We start from the raw sequence: 15,832 nt of genomic DNA, 5'->3' as shown, positions 1-15,832 counted from the left end.
TTTAAGCTACTTAAATAGAAAGCAGGGCGTTGAATGCGCGGGCGCGGCGTGTCACTTCAGCCGTGCTCTCGGCGCCAAACAGACCATGGACCACCGCCAGCAGATCGACCCCGTGGGCCACCAGTGGCGCGGCGTTTTCCAGGGTGATGCCGCCAATCGCGCAGATCGGCAGGTGCAGTTTGCTGCGGGCCTGGTCGAGCAATTCGAGGCTGCAAGTCGGTGCACCGGGTTTGGTGTTGGAATTGAAGAAACGACCGAAGGCGACGTAACTGGCGCCTTCCTTGGCCGCTTGCTCGGCGAGTTCGAGTTGCGCGTGGCAGGTCGAGCCGATGATCGCCTGGCGACCGAGCAGTGCCCGAACCGGCATCAGCGGGCCATCGGTCTGGCCCAGGTGCACGCCGACGTTCAGGCGTGCAGCGAGTTCGGCATCGTCGTTGATGATCAGCTGGGTCTTGTAGCGTTCACACAGATCGCGCAAGGCTTCGGCCTCGCGCAGACGGCGGGCCTCGTCGCTGCTCTTGTCGCGGTATTGCAGCAGGGTGACGCCGCCTTCCAGCGCCGCCTCCACGTACGAAAGAAATTTACCTGCCAGCAGTTGGCTATCGGTAATGGCGTACAGGCCACGTAGCTTCATCGGGCAATCCTTTTTGCTTTACGCATGGACAGTTACGAACAGAAATCCAGCGGCAGGCGGCGCGGCACGAACTGGCCTTTGCCCAACTGCTCCGCATCACGCAGGGTGCGCCACGTGTAGTTAAGCGCGGTCTGCACGGCACTGGCGAGATTTTCGCCGAGGGCCAGACGACCGGCCAGGGCACTGGCCAGCGTGCAACCGGAGCCGTGATAACTGCCGGGCAAGCGCTGGCAGGTGAAGGTTTCGCGGTGACCGTCGCGGCTATACAGGCGATTGTGGATTTCGTGTTCATCGCCATGGCCGCCAGTGATCAGCAGGTGTTTGACGAATGGCAGGAGTTTTTCAGCGCACTCGTCCGCGGTGCCTTCGGGCAGTTCGGCGAGGATGCGGGCTTCGGGAAGGTTTGGGGTGGCGATGATCGACAGAGGCAGCAGGCGCTCGCGCATGGCGTAGCCGACTTCGTCCTTGCCCAGGCGTCCGCCGCCACCGGCGCGCAGCACCGGGTCGCAGACCACCGGCAAATGCGGGTGCGCCGAGAGCAGTTCGACTACGGTGTCGACCATTTCCAGGGAACCGAGCATGCCCAGTTTGACGGCAGCGACTTCGGAATCGTTGAGCACGGCATTGGCCTGAGCCAACACCCACTCACGGTCGAGGACGCGGAAGTCCGTGACGTTGACCGTGTCTTGCACGGTCAGGGCGGTGACGGCCGGGGCCGCATGACAACCCTGAGCGAGCAGGGCTTCGATATCTGCCTGCAAGCCGGCGCCACCACTTGGGTCGTGGCCGGAGAGACAGAGGACAACGGGGCGAGAGCTGTAGATATTCATGGTGCGCGAGCTTACCACCAGTCGACCGACGAGTCATGACGGTCCATGTAGCAGCTGCCGAAGGCTGCGTTCGGCTGCGCAGCAGTCGTCAAACCGGCATCCACAATTTACCTGAACACCGTTGTGCCTGATTTCACGACTGCTGCGCAGCCGAACGCAGCCTTCGGCAGCTGCTACACGGAGTGGGGCGTTGTCACAAACTGACCGGCGAAACAGCTCTAGCCCAACACATGTAGCTTGAACGCCCGTGCTAGAGCCTTTGTAGGAAAAATTTCAATGGTGTTCAATGGCCACCAACGGCTATGCTAGAGTGGATCCAAACCAATAACAGGTAATACCGGTTTTACGTCTACTCAAAAGGAATGAGGGGCTTCCTGAGATAACCGGACAGGCCACGCTGGGGCTTAAATGCGCTATTTGCTGATGTTGCTGTTGTACTTGCCCCTCATGGCGAGTGCAGTCGAATTCGACGAATTCACTCAAAGCCTTCCCCTGGGCCGAATCCTGCAAGTGTTCGAAGACGCGGGCGGTCAGGCGACCATCGCCGATGTCCGTGCACAAGCCGCGGCCGGAAACTTCAAGCCCCACGACAAAGCCACCCTCAACGCCGGTTACTCGCGTTCAGTGTTCTGGCTGAAAATCGACCTGCATTACCGCCCGAACAACCCCGCGGTGCAACGCACCTGGTTGCTCGAACTGGCCTATCCGCCCCTTGATCACCTTGATCTCTATTTGCCCGATGCGGCCGGTGGCTATCAACTGGCACGTCAGACCGGCGATGCCTTGCCGTTCGACAGTCGCGAGATCCGCCAGAACAACTACCTGTTCGATCTGAACTTCACCCCTGATCAAGCGCAAACCCTGTACCTGCGCCTGCAGAGTGAAGGGTCGATCCAGGCGCCGGTCACCCTATGGTCGAGCACTGCCTACCTGGAAGAGCAACCGATCCGACTCTATGTGCTGGGGGTGATCTACGGCGTGTTGCTGGGGATGCTGGTGTACAACCTGTTCATCTATCTCAGCGTGCGCGATACCAGCTACCTCTATTACATCTTCTATATCGCCTCGTTCGGCTTGTATCAGCTGTCAGTGAACGGCGCGGCCGTGGAGTATTTCTGGCCGAACAATCCCTGGTGGGCGAACGCAGCGACGCCGTTTTTCATCGGTTGCGCAGGCCTGTTCGGCAGCCAGTTCGCGCGCGGCTTCTTGCAGACGGCGACCCACAGTCGTTGGCTCGACCGCTTGCTGCTGGCGTTGATTGCGTTTAGCGCGGTGGTGGTCGGTTTGTCGCTGATGACCAGTTACGCCCTGGCCCTGCGCCTGGCGACGGCGCTGGCACTGACCTTCACCGTAGTGATTTTTGCCGCAGGGGTTTTCGCCTGGCTGCGTGGCCTGCGAGTGGCGCGGTATTTCATCATTGCCTGGTCGGCGTTTTTACTCGGCGGCATCGTTAACACCCTGATGGTGCTGGGTTACCTGCCAAACGTGTTCCTGACCATGTATTCCAGCCAGATCGGCTCGGCGATTGAGGTGGCGCTGCTGTCCCTGGCGCTGGCCGATCGCATCAACGCCATGCGCGAGCAACAGGCGCAGACCCTGTTCGATGCAGGTCAAACGCTTGAAGTGCTCAACCAGCAACTGGCTCGCAGTAACAAGCTCAAGGACGAATTCCTCGCCACCTTGACCCACGAACTGCGCACGCCCATGAACGGTGTGATCGGTTCGCTTGAGCTGATGCAGACCGTCGAGATGGACCCGGAGCTGGAGCAATATCAGCAAACAGCCGCCGGTTCGGCGCGAGACATGATGCGTATGGTCAACGGAATCCTCACCCTGACCGAGTTGCAGGCCGGCAAGCTCAAGACCTATCCGGCCGTTTTCAGTTTGCGCGGCGTGGTCGAGGCTTTGCGCCTGCAGTTTGAGGGCAACGCGTTGAGCAAGTCGCTGGACTTCAAAGTCGAGGTCACGCCAGGGCTGCCGGATCGCTTGCACGGCGACAGCGCCAAGTTGGCGCAATGCCTGGAATGCCTGCTGGATAACGCGATCAAGTTCACACGGATCGGCGGACTGGCGCTGCGGGTGACGGGTAAACCCGTGGCGCCCGACCGACTGGCGCTGTCCTTTGCGGTGATCGACACCGGCATCGGCTTCACCGATCTGGGGGAGGCGACACTGTATCAGCGGTTCTTCCAGCTCGATGGCTCGATGACCCGTGAATACGGCGGTCTGGGCGTCGGCCTGGCGATCTGTCGGCAACTGGTCGAACTGCTCGGTGGAAAACTGACCCACCGCTCCGAGCCTGGTCGTGGCAGCCGCTTCCAGCTCGACGTCGAGTTCGAACTGCCCGTGGTGGAGCGGCCGCCAGTGCCTCTGATGAACCGGGAATTTCCTCGCCTGCGACTGCCTCAGGACTGCACCGTACTGCTGGTTGATGACAACAGCATCAATCAGTTGGTGATGCGCGGCATGTTGCTCAAGCTTGGGTTCCGGGTGCGCTCCGTCGACAACGGGGCTGCCGCGCTCGATCACTTGCAGCGCGAAACCTTCGATGCGGTATTGCTCGACTGCCAGCTTCCTCCGCTGGACGGCACGTCCCTCTGTTGCCAGATCCGCGCGTTGCCGGGCTGCGCCGAACTGCCGGTGTTTGTGATTGCCTTGAGCATTGATCGGGAACGCTGCCCGACCGGTGCCTTGATCGATTATCTGAACAAACCGGTGAAATTCGAAGACCTGCAGGCAGCGCTCTATCGCCGGGTGCTGTGTCCGCGACAAGGCGAAAGCGCCGGCAGTTAGGCAGATATGACACTTTGTTCGGTCAAGGGGCGGTGCTTAACTGGAGTTCCTTGGCTGACCAAAGGAGCCCCGTCATGAACCTGCATCAGTTCGCCGAAACCCACGAAGTCACCAACCAGCCACCGTCGCTGGACGGCGCCAACCTGTATCGCATCGACCTGCCGTTGCAGGAGTGGTCGCGGCGTTTCGGGGCCGGCTGGGCCGAGTCGCGGATCGACGCTTACGGCGCCCTGGCCGGCGGGCCGCTGATGGAAGCGGGGTTCCTGGCCAATCAGAACAAGCCGGTTTTCAGCAGCCATGACCGTTACGGTCATCGCATCGACCTTGTGGAGTTTCACCCGGCGTATCACGAGTTGATGCGCACAGCGGTCGAACACGGTTTGACCTCATTGCCCTGGGCGCATCCGCAGTCCGGCGCCCACGTTGCCCGCGCCTCCATGACTTACCTGCACAGCCAGGCCGAAGCCGGTAGTGGTTGCCCGCTGACCATGACCTTCGCCAGCGTCCCGGCGATGCGCCTGCAAGCGGATCTGGCGGAGCAGTGGTTGCCGAAAATCCTCTCTACCGAATACGACCCGCGCAACGTCGGCATGGCCCACAAGGCCGGGGTCACCATCGGCATGGCCATGACCGAGAAACAGGGCGGTACCGACGTGCGGGCCAACACCACCAAGGCTTTTCCGGTTGGCGCCAGTGGTCCGGGCCAGGCGTACGAGTTGGTGGGCCACAAGTGGTTCTGTTCCGCGCCGATGTGCGATGCGTTCCTGACCCTGGCCCAGACTGACAAGGGTTTGACCTGTTTCCTGCTGCCGCGCCATCGCCCGGATGACACGCGCAATCAGTTCTACATACAGCGTCTGAAGAACAAACTCGGCAATTGCTCCAACGCTTCCAGCGAAGTGGAGTTCCGTGGTGCGCTGGCGTGGATGGTCGGCGAGGAGGGACGGGGCGTTCCGACCATCATCGAAATGGTCGCCATGACCCGCTTCGATTGCATGGTCGGTTCCAGTTCGCTGATGCGCCAGGCCCTGACCCAGGCCAGCCATCACTGCGCTCACCGCAAGGTCGGCGGCAAGTTACTCAGCGAACAACCCTTGATGCAGAACGTACTGGCCGACCTGGCCCTGGAAAGCGAAGCCGCCCTGGCCTTGAGCCTGCGCATGGGCCAGGCGCTGGATCATCTGGATGACGAGCATGAAGCCAAATTCGCTCGGCTGGTCACGGCGGTGGGCAAGTACTGGATCTGCAAACGCGCGCCCGGAATGATCAACGAAGCCGCCGAATGCATGGGCGGCGCCGGTTATGTCGAAGACAGCATCCTGCCGCGGTTGTACCGTGAGGCACCGGTCAATTCGACGTGGGAAGGTTCCGGCAACGTGCAATGTCTCGACGTGTTGCGAGCGTTGTCGAAGGAGCCGGGTGTGCTCGATGTGTTGTTCAGCGAGTTGGGAGACGGCCATGGCGACCAACGCCTGGCCGCGCACATCAGTCAATTGCAGGCGGCTTTCAAAGACACCAGCGACATTCAATACCGCGCCCGCCAGCTCACCGAAGACATCGCCTTGGGCCTTCAGGCCAAGCTGTTGCTGGAGGCGGGCAACGCCGCCGTCAGTGATGCCTTCATCGCCAGTCGCCTCGGTTCCGCTGGTCGGGTGTATGGCGCGTTGCCACGTGGGCTGGATGTGGAAGCGATTGTCGCCCGGTCGACCCCACTTCTATGATCGACACCGACTCCTGTGGGAGCGAGCTTGCTCGCGATGACTGATTAACATCCGACATAGATGTCGCCTGACAGACCGCTATCGCGAGCAAGCTCGCTCCCACATTTGATCTGCGGTGACCAAAGCATTTGCGTATCAACACGCCACTGTTCCCGTCAGACGACGATGCAGGCAAGATGAAGGCCTGCAAGTCAGAACACAGGATGCTGATCGTGACCGAAGCTTTTATTGTCGTTCAAACCGCCGAGCAAGCCGTTGACCGGCTTGCGCTCTTGCACAATCGTGCAACCACCGCGCTGAACCAGGCGCTCAAGCGTTACCTCAAGGATCGTGTCGAACCGGACGCCGAACAGCGTGCGATGTTTCGTTATCCCGAACTGCGTCTGACCTACCTCTGCCAGGGCGAAGTCCCACAGACCACGCGCGCCTATGCCAAGGTTCAATTGCCGGGGACCTACAGCGTCACCGTCACCCATCCAGCGGCGTTCCGTAAGTACCTGCTGGAACAGCTGGTGCCGTTGATGCACGACTTCACCGTGACGGTGGAAGTCGGCATCAGCCAGCAAAACATTCCTTATCCGTACGTGGTCGAGCAGGGCGATGAGCTGGCCGGCTCCGGCGTCACCGCAGCGACGCTGGCGCGGGTGTTCCCGAGTACCGACCTGTCGGCCGCGACCGATGGCATCGCCGACGGTTTGTACGATTGGGAAAACACCGATCCGCTGCCGTTGGCCTTGTTCGACGCCGCGCGGGTGGATTTCTCCTTGCGCCGCCTGGTGCATTACACCGGCAGCGACTGGCGTCATGTGCAGCCATGGATTCTGCTGACCAACTACCACCGCTACGTTGACCAGTTCATCGTCCATGGCCTGGAACAGTTGCGCAGCGATCCGCGTTTCGTGCGCATGGTCTTGCCGGGCAACGTGATCATCGAAAAGAGCATGGACCACGGCGAAGCCTCGGCGATTGCCGCCGGTGTGGTCTGGCACCGCTATCAGATGCCGGCCTATCACCTGATCGCCACCGACGGCCATGGCGTGACCCTGGTGAACATTGGTGTGGGTCCGTCCAACGCCAAGAACATCACCGACCACCTGGCGGTGCTGCGTCCGCATTGCTGGCTGATGATCGGCCACTGCGGCGGTTTGCGTCAGTCGCAGACGATTGGCGATTACGTACTGGCGCACGCTTACATGCGCCGCGACGGGATTCTCGATCGGGTTGTGCCGCCGAATATTCCGATTCCGGCCCTGGCCGAAGTGCAAATGGCGTTGCAGCAAGCGGCGGCCAATATCACCGGTGAGAAGGGCGACGAACTGAAAAAACGCCTGCGCACCGGCACGGTTCTGACCTACGACGACCGTAACTGGGAATTGCGCTGGGCCCAGGAGCGTCCGCTGATCAACCTGTCTCGCGCCGTGGCGGTGGACATGGAAAGCGGCACCATCGCGGCGCAAGGTTATCGCTTGCGGGTTCCGTACGGCACGTTGCTCTGTGTGTCGGACAAACCGTTGCACAGCGAAATCAAACTGCCGGGTTCGGCCAACGCCTTCTATGAGCGCGCGGTCAGCCAGCACTTGAAGATCGGGATCGAGGCGGTGGATTTGTTGCGCACCGAACTCAACTCGTTGCACTCGCGCAAACTGCGCAGCTTTGACGAACCGCCGTTCCGCTAACAGTCATGGTCATTTAGCGGTCGGGGCACTAGCATTAGCAGCCCTGACCGTTAGATGTTCCTTTTCCCATGTCTCGTCCTCAACGTCCCGTTTCCCGCCGCCCTGGCGTGAAGCCTGCGCCATCGTCTTCAGCCCCGCGCCGTGTCGCCAAAGCGCCGCCGGCCGAGCCGAAGCTGATTCTGTTCAACAAACCGTTCGATGTGCTGACGCAATTCAGCGACGGCGAAGGGCGGGCGACGCTCAAGGATTACATCGATGTTCCCGGGATTTATCCGGCCGGGCGGCTGGACCGCGACAGTGAAGGTTTGCTGCTGCTGACCAACGATGGCCAGCTTCAAGCGCGGATCGCCGACCCGAAACACAAACTGGCCAAGACCTATTGGGTGCAGGTGGAAGGCGAGCCGAGCGCCGAGCAATTGCAGCGATTGCGCGATGGCGTCGAGCTGAATGACGGCATGACGCTACCGGCTGAAGCGCGGCAACTTGAAGAACCTGAACTGTGGCCACGCAACCCACCCGTACGCTTTCGCAAAAGCGTGCCGACGAGCTGGCTGGAATTGGTGATTCGCGAAGGGCGTAACCGTCAGGTACGGCGCATGACCGCGGCGGTCGGGTTGCCGACGTTGCGTCTGGTACGGGTCAGAATCGGCGACTGGTCAATCGAAGGGCTCGATCAGGGCCAGTGGAAGGAAGTGCCGGCGCGTTTATAGCGTGCCGGATTCGATCAGGCCGATGACCACACTTTTGATCACGAACGCGGCCACGCCCAGACCGAGTACGAAGAACAGGATGAACGAGCCAAAGCGGCCGGCCTTGGACTTCTTCGCCAGATCCCAGACGATGAAACCCATGAAAATGATCAGAATGCTGACCAGTCCGGTCATCATCCACTCTTCGAATACTGCAGGATCCATCGTACATCTCCAGCGCGGGCGCGGCTAAAAGGGCGGGGCGAGTATACGTCAGAGGGATTGGTGGGGCATTGACCTGCGTCGGTGTGCCGCAGTCATTCGTCGCCCGGCTCGCACTTGCAGGAGCGTGTAGGAGCGTGTAGGAGCTGTCGAGTGAAACGAGGCTGCGATCTTTTGATCTTGTTCTTAAAAATCAAAGTCAAAAGATCGCAGCCTCGTTTCACTCGACAGCTCCTACACAGCTCCTACAGAAGCAGTATCAGCTGCGCAGATGGGTCAACGGCAACTCGGTACTGTTGAGCACCTGATTAAGCACAAAACTCGACCGCACACTCGTCACCCCTTCAATCCGGGTGAGGTGTCCCAGCAGCAATTTTTGATAATGGTCCATATCCGGCACTACCACCTTGAGCTGATAGTCGGCATCCATCCCGGTCACCAGGCTGCATTCCAGCACCTGCGGCAACGTACGAATCGCCGCTTCGAAGTTCTCGAACCGCTCTGGCGTATGGCGGTCCATACCGATCAACACGTAAGCCGTCAGGCTAAGGCCGAGCATCTTGCGGTCCAGCAGGGCCACCTGGCGGGAGATGTAACCGTCGTCCTCCAGCTGCTTGACCCGCCGCGAGCATGGCGAGGGGGACAGGCCGATGCGTTCGGCCAGCTCCTGGTTGGAGATGCGCGCGTCACGCTGCAATTCCGCCAAAATGCTCAGGTCGTATCGGTCGAGTTTGCTCATCAATCAGGCCTTTGTCATAACTATTGCGGTGGATTATCTATCCAGGGTTAAAAATTGCGCAAGTGATGTTTATTTGAGCAATCTTCGCAATCCTCTGCCGGCGCCGCGAGCCTATTCTTATCACCAGAATCACTGCTCGGACAAACAGTCCACAGCGGCTCGCCCAATCAGGCCAGCTGCGGTCGCCACCCCCACAGGGGATGAGCCGGCCCCCGAGCTACACACTGTCCAGAAGACGGCGTGAGGTGAGCCGACGTCAAAAGCGTCGAGCACGGACGAAGTTCTCAAAGGGAGGCCGACGGGTCTCCCTTTTCTTTTGCCCGGAATTTGCCGACTGCCCTCAATAAATAAGTTGCGCGACTGATAACCTGTTGCAGAACCGGCCTGTGCTTTCCCAGTCTTACGTACAGGCCCTAACCCGCAGTGAGGAAAAGCATGAAGTCGCGCATCTGGCGTTTGGCCGGTGTTGGTTTGCTGTGTGTAAGTGTCACTGCGCAATCGCTGGCCGATGAGCCGCAAAATCGTGGTCCCGATGGCGGACAACGTGACTCGGACGGTCATCAGGGAAACAATCAGGGCCATGGCGGCAATAATCAGCCGCGCCCGCAGAACAATCCGCAGCAGAACCAGCCGCGTGCGCAGAATAACGAAATCATTCGTGGCGATAACAGTGGCCAGTTCGAGCACAACGGTCAGAATCAGAACAACGGCCAGTGGCAGAACCAGCCCCGGCCGCAGCACGATTACAACAATCCGGTTCGCTCGCCGCCGCCACCTCCGCAGTTACCAGCCAACGACCTGCCGATTCAGGGTCGGCCCGACACCGTGCGCCAGACCCAGCAGCCGCAGCGTGGCTACTACCAGGACGTGCCGCGGCGCAACGATTACAACCAGCATTGGCAGAACAATGGTCCGCGTCCCGATGACCATCGCTGGGCCGGTCGCCCGGACGGGCACGGTAATGGCTGGGGCGCAGGCCCGCAGTACCGTCCCGGTCATGTGATCGATCGCTTCCCGGACCGTGATTACCGCGTGCCATACCGTGGTCAGGATTACTTCTTCTCCGGCGGCTACTGGTATCGCCCACAAGGCCCGCGCTACGTGGTAGTGCAGCCGCCACGCGGGATTCGCGTCAGCTACTTGCCCGATTACGCCCGTGAAGTGTGGATCGGCGGTGCGCTGTTGTTCCTGGCGGCCGGTTCCTATTACGCCTATCAGGAAAGCACTCAGGATTACGTGGTGGTCGAGCCGCCCGTACAACCGCAGCCGCAACCGGTCAGCAATGGGTATGACGTGGTGGCGTATCCGGCCAACGGTCAGTCGCCAGAGCAGGTCAACCAGGACGGTTACGAGTGCTATCAATACGCGGTGCAGCAGAGTGGCTTCGATCCGCGAACAGCCACCTACCAGCCAGATCCGTCGGTGGTGCAAGCCTACCGTCAGGCCCAGGGCAACTGCCTGAGCAGTCGCGGGTATCAGGTTTCTTTCTGAGCCCTGCCTGGCAGTACCACTTCCTGCGGGTCGGCGTGCACCAGCACTTCGGCTCGCGGATAAGCCGCGTGAATCGCATCGGCGGCTTGGTCGCTGATACCGTGAGCGACTGACAGGGTTAAATCCCCCGGCAATTCCAGGTGCAACTGCACGAACCACTGGTTGCCGGAAATCCGCGTGCGCAGGTCGTGCGCCCCCAATACTCCCGGTACACCGCAGGCCAGTTCGAGCATGTGCTGGCTGACGTCCGACGGCAGCTCTTCATCCATCAGCACCGTAAAACTTTCCCGGGCGATATGAATCGCGCTCCAGAGAATGTAGGCGGCAATCCCCAAACCGAACCAAGGGTCGACCTGATGCCAGCCAAACCCGGCGAGCACCAGCGCTACCAGAATGCTGCCGTTGAGCAGCAGGTCCGAGCGGTAATGCAGGGAGTCGGCGCGCACCGCGTTGGAACCGGTCGCCTTGACGACCCGATGTTGCAACATCAGCAGGGCCAGGGTCAGTGCCAGGGAAAACACAATCACCCCGATACTGATCCATGGCGCCCCCACCGGTTCTGGGTGTTTCAGTCGATCAATCGCCTGCAAGGCAATCAGCACCGCACTGCCGCCAATGAACAACGCCTGAGCCATGCCCGCCAGCGACTCGGCCTTGCCGTGCCCGTACCGATGATCATCGTCGGCCGGGCGCAAGGCGTAATGCACCGCGAGCAGGTTGAGCAGCGAGGTGACGCCGTCGAGGGTCGAGTCGGTCAACCCGGCGAGCATGCTCACCGAACCGCTCAACCACCAGGCAATGGCTTTGGCGACGATCAGCGTGCATGCCACCGCCACCGAGGCACGGGTCGCCAGCCGCAGCAGGCGGGCATGTTCGGAGCTGGAGATCATAAGTGCGGCTATTCCTTTAAGTGCACGGATTACGCGGCAGGTTGCAGGCCGAACATGGCCAGTTGCTGCGCGCTGCCCTTGTGCTGGATAAGGCGTGGGTCATCCAGCGGGAAGCTGCGGCCCAGTTCGGTTTCGAGAATAGTCTGCAACTTGTGGTTATCGACCTTGCCGTCGGCGCCGATGGCTTCCTTGAGTTTTTCCGGGGCCACCTGGGCGGTCTTGCCGGGCTCGAAGTAAATCGCGCCAGTGGCGAAGTCCACGGCAAACGCGATCAGGCCGGGAATGATGTAGAACAGCAAGCCCACGGCATCCAGCGCGGCGATGGCCGGGTCGATCTTGCCGTCAATCTGACCGCGACGGTCAGGGTAGAAAATCGATCCGCAAGCGGTCACCTGGGTCAGCAACGTCGCGACCAATACACCGCCAATCAAGCGAAAGGGAACACGCATATGAAATCTCCTGGGTAATTTCAAAACGAAAGGACGCCTGTATGAATTAGGACCGTCATTAACGCCGAGCAGTTCGCCGTTATACTCGCCGCTCTGTTTTGGAGCCAGCATGATTTCTTTGCCGATTGATGAAGTTTTACCCGCCCTGCGTGAAGCCTTGGCTACACGCCACGAAGCCGTGCTCGAAGCACCGCCCGGCGCCGGTAAAACCACCCGCGTGCCACTGGCCTTGCTCAACGAGCCCTGGTTGGCCGGGCAGACCATTCTGATGCTTGAACCGCGCCGTTTGGCTGCGCGGGCAGCAGCGGAGCGGCTGGCCAGTGAGCTGGGCGAGAAGGTCGGCGAAACCGTCGGCTATCGCATTCGTCTCGACAGCAAGGTCGGCCCCAAAACCCGCATCGAAGTGGTCACAGAAGGCATCCTCACCCGACGCTTGCAGGACGACCCGGCGCTCGAAGGCGTGGGGTTGCTGATTTTCGACGAATTCCACGAGCGCAGTCTCGACGCCGATCTGGCGCTGGCCTTGAGTCTGAATGGCCGCGAGCTGTTTCGTGACGATCAACCGCTGAAAATCCTGTTGATGTCGGCAACGCTGGAAGGTGAACGCCTGGCTGGATTGCTCGATGACGCGCCGATCCTGCGCAGCGAAGGCCGCATGTACCCGGTGGCGATGCGCTGGGGCCGGCCGTTCCAGCCCGGTGAATTCATCGAACCGCGTCTGGTGCAGACCATCCTTGAAGCCTTGAATGATGAAACCGGCAGCGTGCTGGTGTTCCTGCCGGGACAAGCGGAAATCCGTCGGGTGCATCAGCAACTCGCCGATGCACTGGGCGAGAACACGCAGGTTCTACTCTGCCCGTTGCACGGTGAACTGGACCTCGCCGCCCAACGCGCCGCGATCGATCCGGCCCCCACCGGCAAACGCAAAGTGGTGCTGGCGACCAACATCGCCGAGACCAGCCTGACCATCAACGGCGTGCGCGTGGTGATCGATGCCGGGTTGGCGCGGGTGCCGCGTTTCGACCCGGGCAGCGGCATGGCCCGCCTCGACACTCAGCGTATTTCCAAAGCCAGTGCCACTCAGCGCGCGGGTCGGGCAGGGCGGTTGGAACCGGGCGTGTGTTATCGCTTGTGGTCGCAGGATCAGCACGAACAACTGGCGGCCTACGCCAGCGCGGAAATCCTCTCGGCGGATCTTGCCGGATTAGCGTTGCAGCTCGGTCGCTGGGGCGTGACACCGGGGCAATTGGTGTGGCTCGACGTGCCGCCATCGGCCGCTTATGCACAGGCTCAGGACTTGCTTGATCGCCTGGGCGCATTGGACGGCGAAGCGCTGACCCGCCACGGTCAGGCCATGGCCGAACTGCCGGCCCATCCGCGCATCGCGCATTTGCTGTTGCGCGGTCAGGCGCTCGGCTTGGCCGACATGGCCTGCGATGTCGCGGCCTTGCTCGGCGAACGAGATATTTTGCGTGGCGCCGGAGCGGATCTGCACAGTCGATTGGTGCTGTTGTCCGGCGAAGAGCGCGCCGCACGCGGTGCTCAGGGCGGCGTGCAACGTGCTCGGCAACTGGCGCGGCAATATCGCGGTTACCTGCGGGGCAAGGCGTCGGAACCCGTCGGCGATCCAGATCATCCGCGTTGGCTTGGCGCGTTGCTGGCACTGGCTTATCCGGATAGGGTCGCTCAGCAACGTCGTGCGGGGGGCGCGGAGTATCGCCTGGCCAACGGTCGCGCAGCGCTGTTCGCCGAAGCCGACAGTTTGATGAAGCAACCGTGGCTGGTGATCGCCGATCTCGGCAGTCGTCAGGGCCAGCGTGAAGAACGGATTTATCTGGCGGCGGATTTCGATCCGGCGCTGTTCGATTCAGTGCTGGCCGAGCAAGTGCGCGTGGTCGATCAACTGGATTGGGACGAGCGCGAAGGCGTGTTGCGCGCCGAGCGGCAGCGTAAGGTTGGCGAGTTGATCCTCAGCCGCGAGCCGTTGACCGGACTCGACGAAACTGCTCGCAGTCAGGCACTGGTGAATCTGGTACGACGCAAAGGTCTGGAGCTGTTGCCATGGACGCCAGAGCTGCGTCAGTGGCAAGCGCGGGTTGCGTTGTTGCGGCAGCTGGATCTCGGCAGTAAAGAGCAGAGTGAATGGCCGGATGTCAGCGACGCCGCCCTGCTCAAAAGCCTCGAACATTGGCTGATGCCGTATCTGGGCAAAGTTTCGCGGCTCAGTCACTTCGCCAATCTGGACCTGTCGAGCATCGTCCATAACCTGTTGCCGTGGCCGCTGCCGCAACGGCTCGATGAACTGGCGCCGCATCATTTGAGCGTGCCGTCGGGCTCGTCGATTCGTCTGGACTACAGCGAGCAGCCGCCGATTCTGGCGGTGCGGTTGCAGGAGTTGTTTGGCCTGGCCGAGACCCCGCGGATTGCCGGTGGCCGGCAGGTGGTCAAGCTGCATTTGCTGTCCCCGGCGCGACGACCGGTGCAGGTGACCCAGGACCTGGCGAACTTCTGGCGCAGTACGTATGCCGAGGTGAAGAAGGATTTGAAAGGGCGCTACCCGAAACATTATTGGCCGGATGACCCGCTGGTGGCCGAAGCGACGGCGCGGATCAAACCCCGTAAAAGCTGAAGATCAAAAGATCGCAGCCTCGTTTCACTCGACAGCTCCTACAAGGGATACGCGGTACATGTAGGAGCTGTCGAGTGAAACGAGGCTGCGATCTTTTGACATTGATGTTCAAGAGGCGGCCTTCGCGGTGAGCTGCTCCCGACAATAATCCGCAAACAACTGCGCCGGTTTGGTCAACTGCCCGCGCTTCAGCCACGCCGCCACCAGCCCTGAGCCGGTGATGTCTTCGACGATGTCCACGCACACCACTTTCTGGCCATCATAGGTGCATTCCGAATGCGGCCGGGTGACTAGGATCGAGAAGCCGAAGCCTTGCCCGACCATTCCCCGGACCATCTCGATCGACGGTGAGCTGAAGGCAATGTTCGGCGTCAGTCCCAACTCTTCGAACAGGCTGACGAAGTAGGTCCGGCTCGGTTGCACGTCCAGCAAAATCATCGGCTCCAGGCACAGATCACGTAGCGACACTTGTTTCAGCTGAGCAAAGCGATGATCCGCCGGCAGCAACGCATAAGGCCGCTGCGCCGGCATCAGTGGTTCGGTCTGGATGGTGGCGTCGAGGTCGTGTTCATACAGGATCGCCAGATCGAAGGTGCCGGAGGTCAGGCCTTGCACCAGTTCTTGCTGTTCGCCGTCGCGGATGCGGATTTTCACCCCCGGATACAACGCCGAGAACCCGGCAATCAACTGCGGCAGGTACAGCGGCGCGACCGTTTCGAAGCAGCCGATATCGATTTGCCCGGCCACCACGTCGTTGTCGGCCAGGGCGTTCTGTTCGAACTCCTTGGCCATGCGCAGCAGTTCCTGGGCCTTGCGGTAGAAGCGTGCGCCGCTGGGGGTCAAGGACACGCCTTGGGCGTGATGACGGATCAACAGTTGCACGCCGAAGCTGTCTTCCAGGCCTTTGATCGCGGTGGAAATCGCCGGTTGGGCGATGTACAGCTTGCGCGACGCCTCGGCGACGCTGCCGCATTCGACGGTGGTGATGAAGTACTTCAATTGACGCAGGTTGTAGGCAGCCACGGCAAACCTCGAGGTGGATGATTTCGACATCCAGGCAATTTTCTCG

Annotated in this window: 13 protein-coding genes; 6 read left to right on the top strand and 7 right to left on the bottom strand. The window is 61.0% G+C overall.

Annotated elements, in window-relative coordinates:
- Window positions 1-10 precede the first annotated feature (10 nt).
- Together thiE and E3W21_RS26270 are read right to left on the bottom strand one after the other, a co-directional pair.
- Window positions 11-634, bottom strand: a complete 624-nt coding sequence (gene thiE / locus E3W21_RS26275) for a thiamine phosphate synthase (RefSeq protein WP_056744592.1) — start codon at window positions 632-634, stop codon at window positions 11-13.
- Window positions 635-666: 32 nt separating this feature from the next.
- The gene (locus E3W21_RS26270; protein ID WP_033054181.1) at window positions 667-1,464 is read right to left on the bottom strand and encodes a hydroxymethylpyrimidine/phosphomethylpyrimidine kinase; all 798 of its coding nucleotides are present in this window, start codon (window positions 1,462-1,464) and stop codon (window positions 667-669) included.
- 408 nt (window positions 1,465-1,872) lie between these two features.
- On the opposite strand from E3W21_RS26270, the gene E3W21_RS26265 reads away from it, so the two are divergent.
- From E3W21_RS26265 to E3W21_RS26245, 4 genes are all read left to right on the top strand, one after another.
- Window positions 1,873-4,257, top strand: a complete 2,385-nt coding sequence (locus E3W21_RS26265) for a hybrid sensor histidine kinase/response regulator (RefSeq protein WP_134422444.1) — start codon at window positions 1,873-1,875, stop codon at window positions 4,255-4,257.
- 74 nt (window positions 4,258-4,331) lie between these two features.
- A complete protein-coding gene (locus E3W21_RS26260; RefSeq protein WP_134422442.1) occupies window positions 4,332-5,978 on the top strand; it encodes an acyl-CoA dehydrogenase family protein in 1,647 nt (548 codons plus the stop codon).
- 176 nt (window positions 5,979-6,154) lie between these two features.
- Complete coding sequence (gene amn, locus E3W21_RS26250) at window positions 6,155-7,654, top strand: AMP nucleosidase (RefSeq protein ID WP_178082705.1); 1,500 nt, start codon at window positions 6,155-6,157, stop codon at window positions 7,652-7,654.
- A 68-nt stretch (window positions 7,655-7,722) separates the two neighbouring features.
- On the top strand, window positions 7,723-8,364 hold the full coding sequence (locus E3W21_RS26245; RefSeq protein WP_129440927.1) for a pseudouridine synthase: 642 nt from the start codon (window positions 7,723-7,725) through the stop codon (window positions 8,362-8,364).
- Here E3W21_RS26245 and E3W21_RS26240 read toward each other — a convergent pair.
- Window positions 8,359-8,568: a DUF2788 domain-containing protein gene (locus tag E3W21_RS26240; RefSeq protein ID WP_007937369.1), complete on the bottom strand. Its 210-nt coding sequence runs from the start codon at window positions 8,566-8,568 to the stop codon at window positions 8,359-8,361. The two genes, E3W21_RS26245 and E3W21_RS26240, sit on opposite strands and share 6 nt — an antisense overlap.
- Before the next feature lie 256 nt (window positions 8,569-8,824).
- Window positions 8,825-9,304, bottom strand: coding sequence for an Lrp/AsnC family transcriptional regulator (locus E3W21_RS26235; RefSeq protein ID WP_007937367.1), 480 nt, complete (start codon window positions 9,302-9,304; stop codon window positions 8,825-8,827).
- A gap of 435 nt (window positions 9,305-9,739) precedes the next feature.
- On the opposite strand from E3W21_RS26235, the gene E3W21_RS26230 reads away from it, so the two are divergent.
- Window positions 9,740-10,795, top strand: a complete 1,056-nt coding sequence (locus E3W21_RS26230) for a DUF6515 family protein (RefSeq protein ID WP_134422438.1) — start codon at window positions 9,740-9,742, stop codon at window positions 10,793-10,795.
- On the opposite strand, the gene E3W21_RS26225 is transcribed toward E3W21_RS26230, so the two are convergent.
- Together E3W21_RS26225 and E3W21_RS26220 are read right to left on the bottom strand one after the other, a co-directional pair.
- On the bottom strand, window positions 10,780-11,685 hold the full coding sequence (locus E3W21_RS26225) for a cation diffusion facilitator family transporter (protein WP_134422436.1): 906 nt from the start codon (window positions 11,683-11,685) through the stop codon (window positions 10,780-10,782). The genes E3W21_RS26230 and E3W21_RS26225 overlap by 16 nt on opposite strands.
- A gap of 29 nt (window positions 11,686-11,714) precedes the next feature.
- Window positions 11,715-12,134 (bottom strand): hypothetical protein, encoded by a 420-nt coding sequence (locus tag E3W21_RS26220; protein ID WP_046056587.1) that lies wholly within the window; start codon window positions 12,132-12,134, stop codon window positions 11,715-11,717.
- Between the two features lie 109 nt (window positions 12,135-12,243).
- Here E3W21_RS26220 and hrpB point away from each other — a divergent pair, with 109 nt between their 5' ends.
- Window positions 12,244-14,763: an ATP-dependent helicase HrpB gene (hrpB, locus tag E3W21_RS26215; protein ID WP_134422434.1), complete on the top strand. Its 2,520-nt coding sequence runs from the start codon at window positions 12,244-12,246 to the stop codon at window positions 14,761-14,763.
- A 108-nt stretch (window positions 14,764-14,871) separates the two neighbouring features.
- Here hrpB and E3W21_RS26210 read toward each other — a convergent pair whose 3' ends face one another.
- Window positions 14,872-15,786, bottom strand: coding sequence for a LysR substrate-binding domain-containing protein (locus E3W21_RS26210; protein ID WP_046048823.1), 915 nt, complete (start codon window positions 15,784-15,786; stop codon window positions 14,872-14,874).
- Between the last annotated feature and the right edge of the window lie 46 nt (window positions 15,787-15,832).

This window comes from Pseudomonas sp. F01002 (genome assembly GCF_004402115.1).
Classification (GTDB): domain Bacteria; phylum Pseudomonadota; class Gammaproteobacteria; order Pseudomonadales; family Pseudomonadaceae; genus Aquipseudomonas; species Aquipseudomonas frigoris.
This window is presented reverse-complemented; position numbering and strand designations above follow the sequence as displayed.

Bases quoted from the DNA above. Each gene is read 5' to 3' on its own strand.
- E3W21_RS26270 (WP_033054181.1), bottom strand. From the start codon at position 1,464: ATGAATATCTACAGCTCTCGCCCCGTTGTCCTCTGTCTCTCCGGCCAC.
- amn (WP_178082705.1), top strand. From the start codon at position 6,155: ATGAAGGCCTGCAAGTCAGAACACAGGATGCTGATCGTGACCGAAGCT.
- thiE (WP_056744592.1), bottom strand. From the start codon at position 634: ATGAAGCTACGTGGCCTGTACGCCATTACCGATAGCCAACTGCTGGCA.
- E3W21_RS26225 (WP_134422436.1), bottom strand. From the start codon at position 11,685: ATGATCTCCAGCTCCGAACATGCCCGCCTGCTGCGGCTGGCGACCCGT.
- E3W21_RS26260 (WP_134422442.1), top strand. From the start codon at position 4,332: ATGAACCTGCATCAGTTCGCCGAAACCCACGAAGTCACCAACCAGCCA.
- hrpB (WP_134422434.1), top strand. From the start codon at position 12,244: ATGATTTCTTTGCCGATTGATGAAGTTTTACCCGCCCTGCGTGAAGCC.
- E3W21_RS26245 (WP_129440927.1), top strand. From the start codon at position 7,723: ATGTCTCGTCCTCAACGTCCCGTTTCCCGCCGCCCTGGCGTGAAGCCT.
- E3W21_RS26235 (WP_007937367.1), bottom strand. From the start codon at position 9,304: ATGAGCAAACTCGACCGATACGACCTGAGCATTTTGGCGGAATTGCAG.
- E3W21_RS26230 (WP_134422438.1), top strand. From the start codon at position 9,740: ATGAAGTCGCGCATCTGGCGTTTGGCCGGTGTTGGTTTGCTGTGTGTA.
- E3W21_RS26240 (WP_007937369.1), bottom strand. From the start codon at position 8,568: ATGGATCCTGCAGTATTCGAAGAGTGGATGATGACCGGACTGGTCAGC.
- E3W21_RS26220 (WP_046056587.1), bottom strand. From the start codon at position 12,134: ATGCGTGTTCCCTTTCGCTTGATTGGCGGTGTATTGGTCGCGACGTTG.
- E3W21_RS26265 (WP_134422444.1), top strand. From the start codon at position 1,873: ATGCGCTATTTGCTGATGTTGCTGTTGTACTTGCCCCTCATGGCGAGT.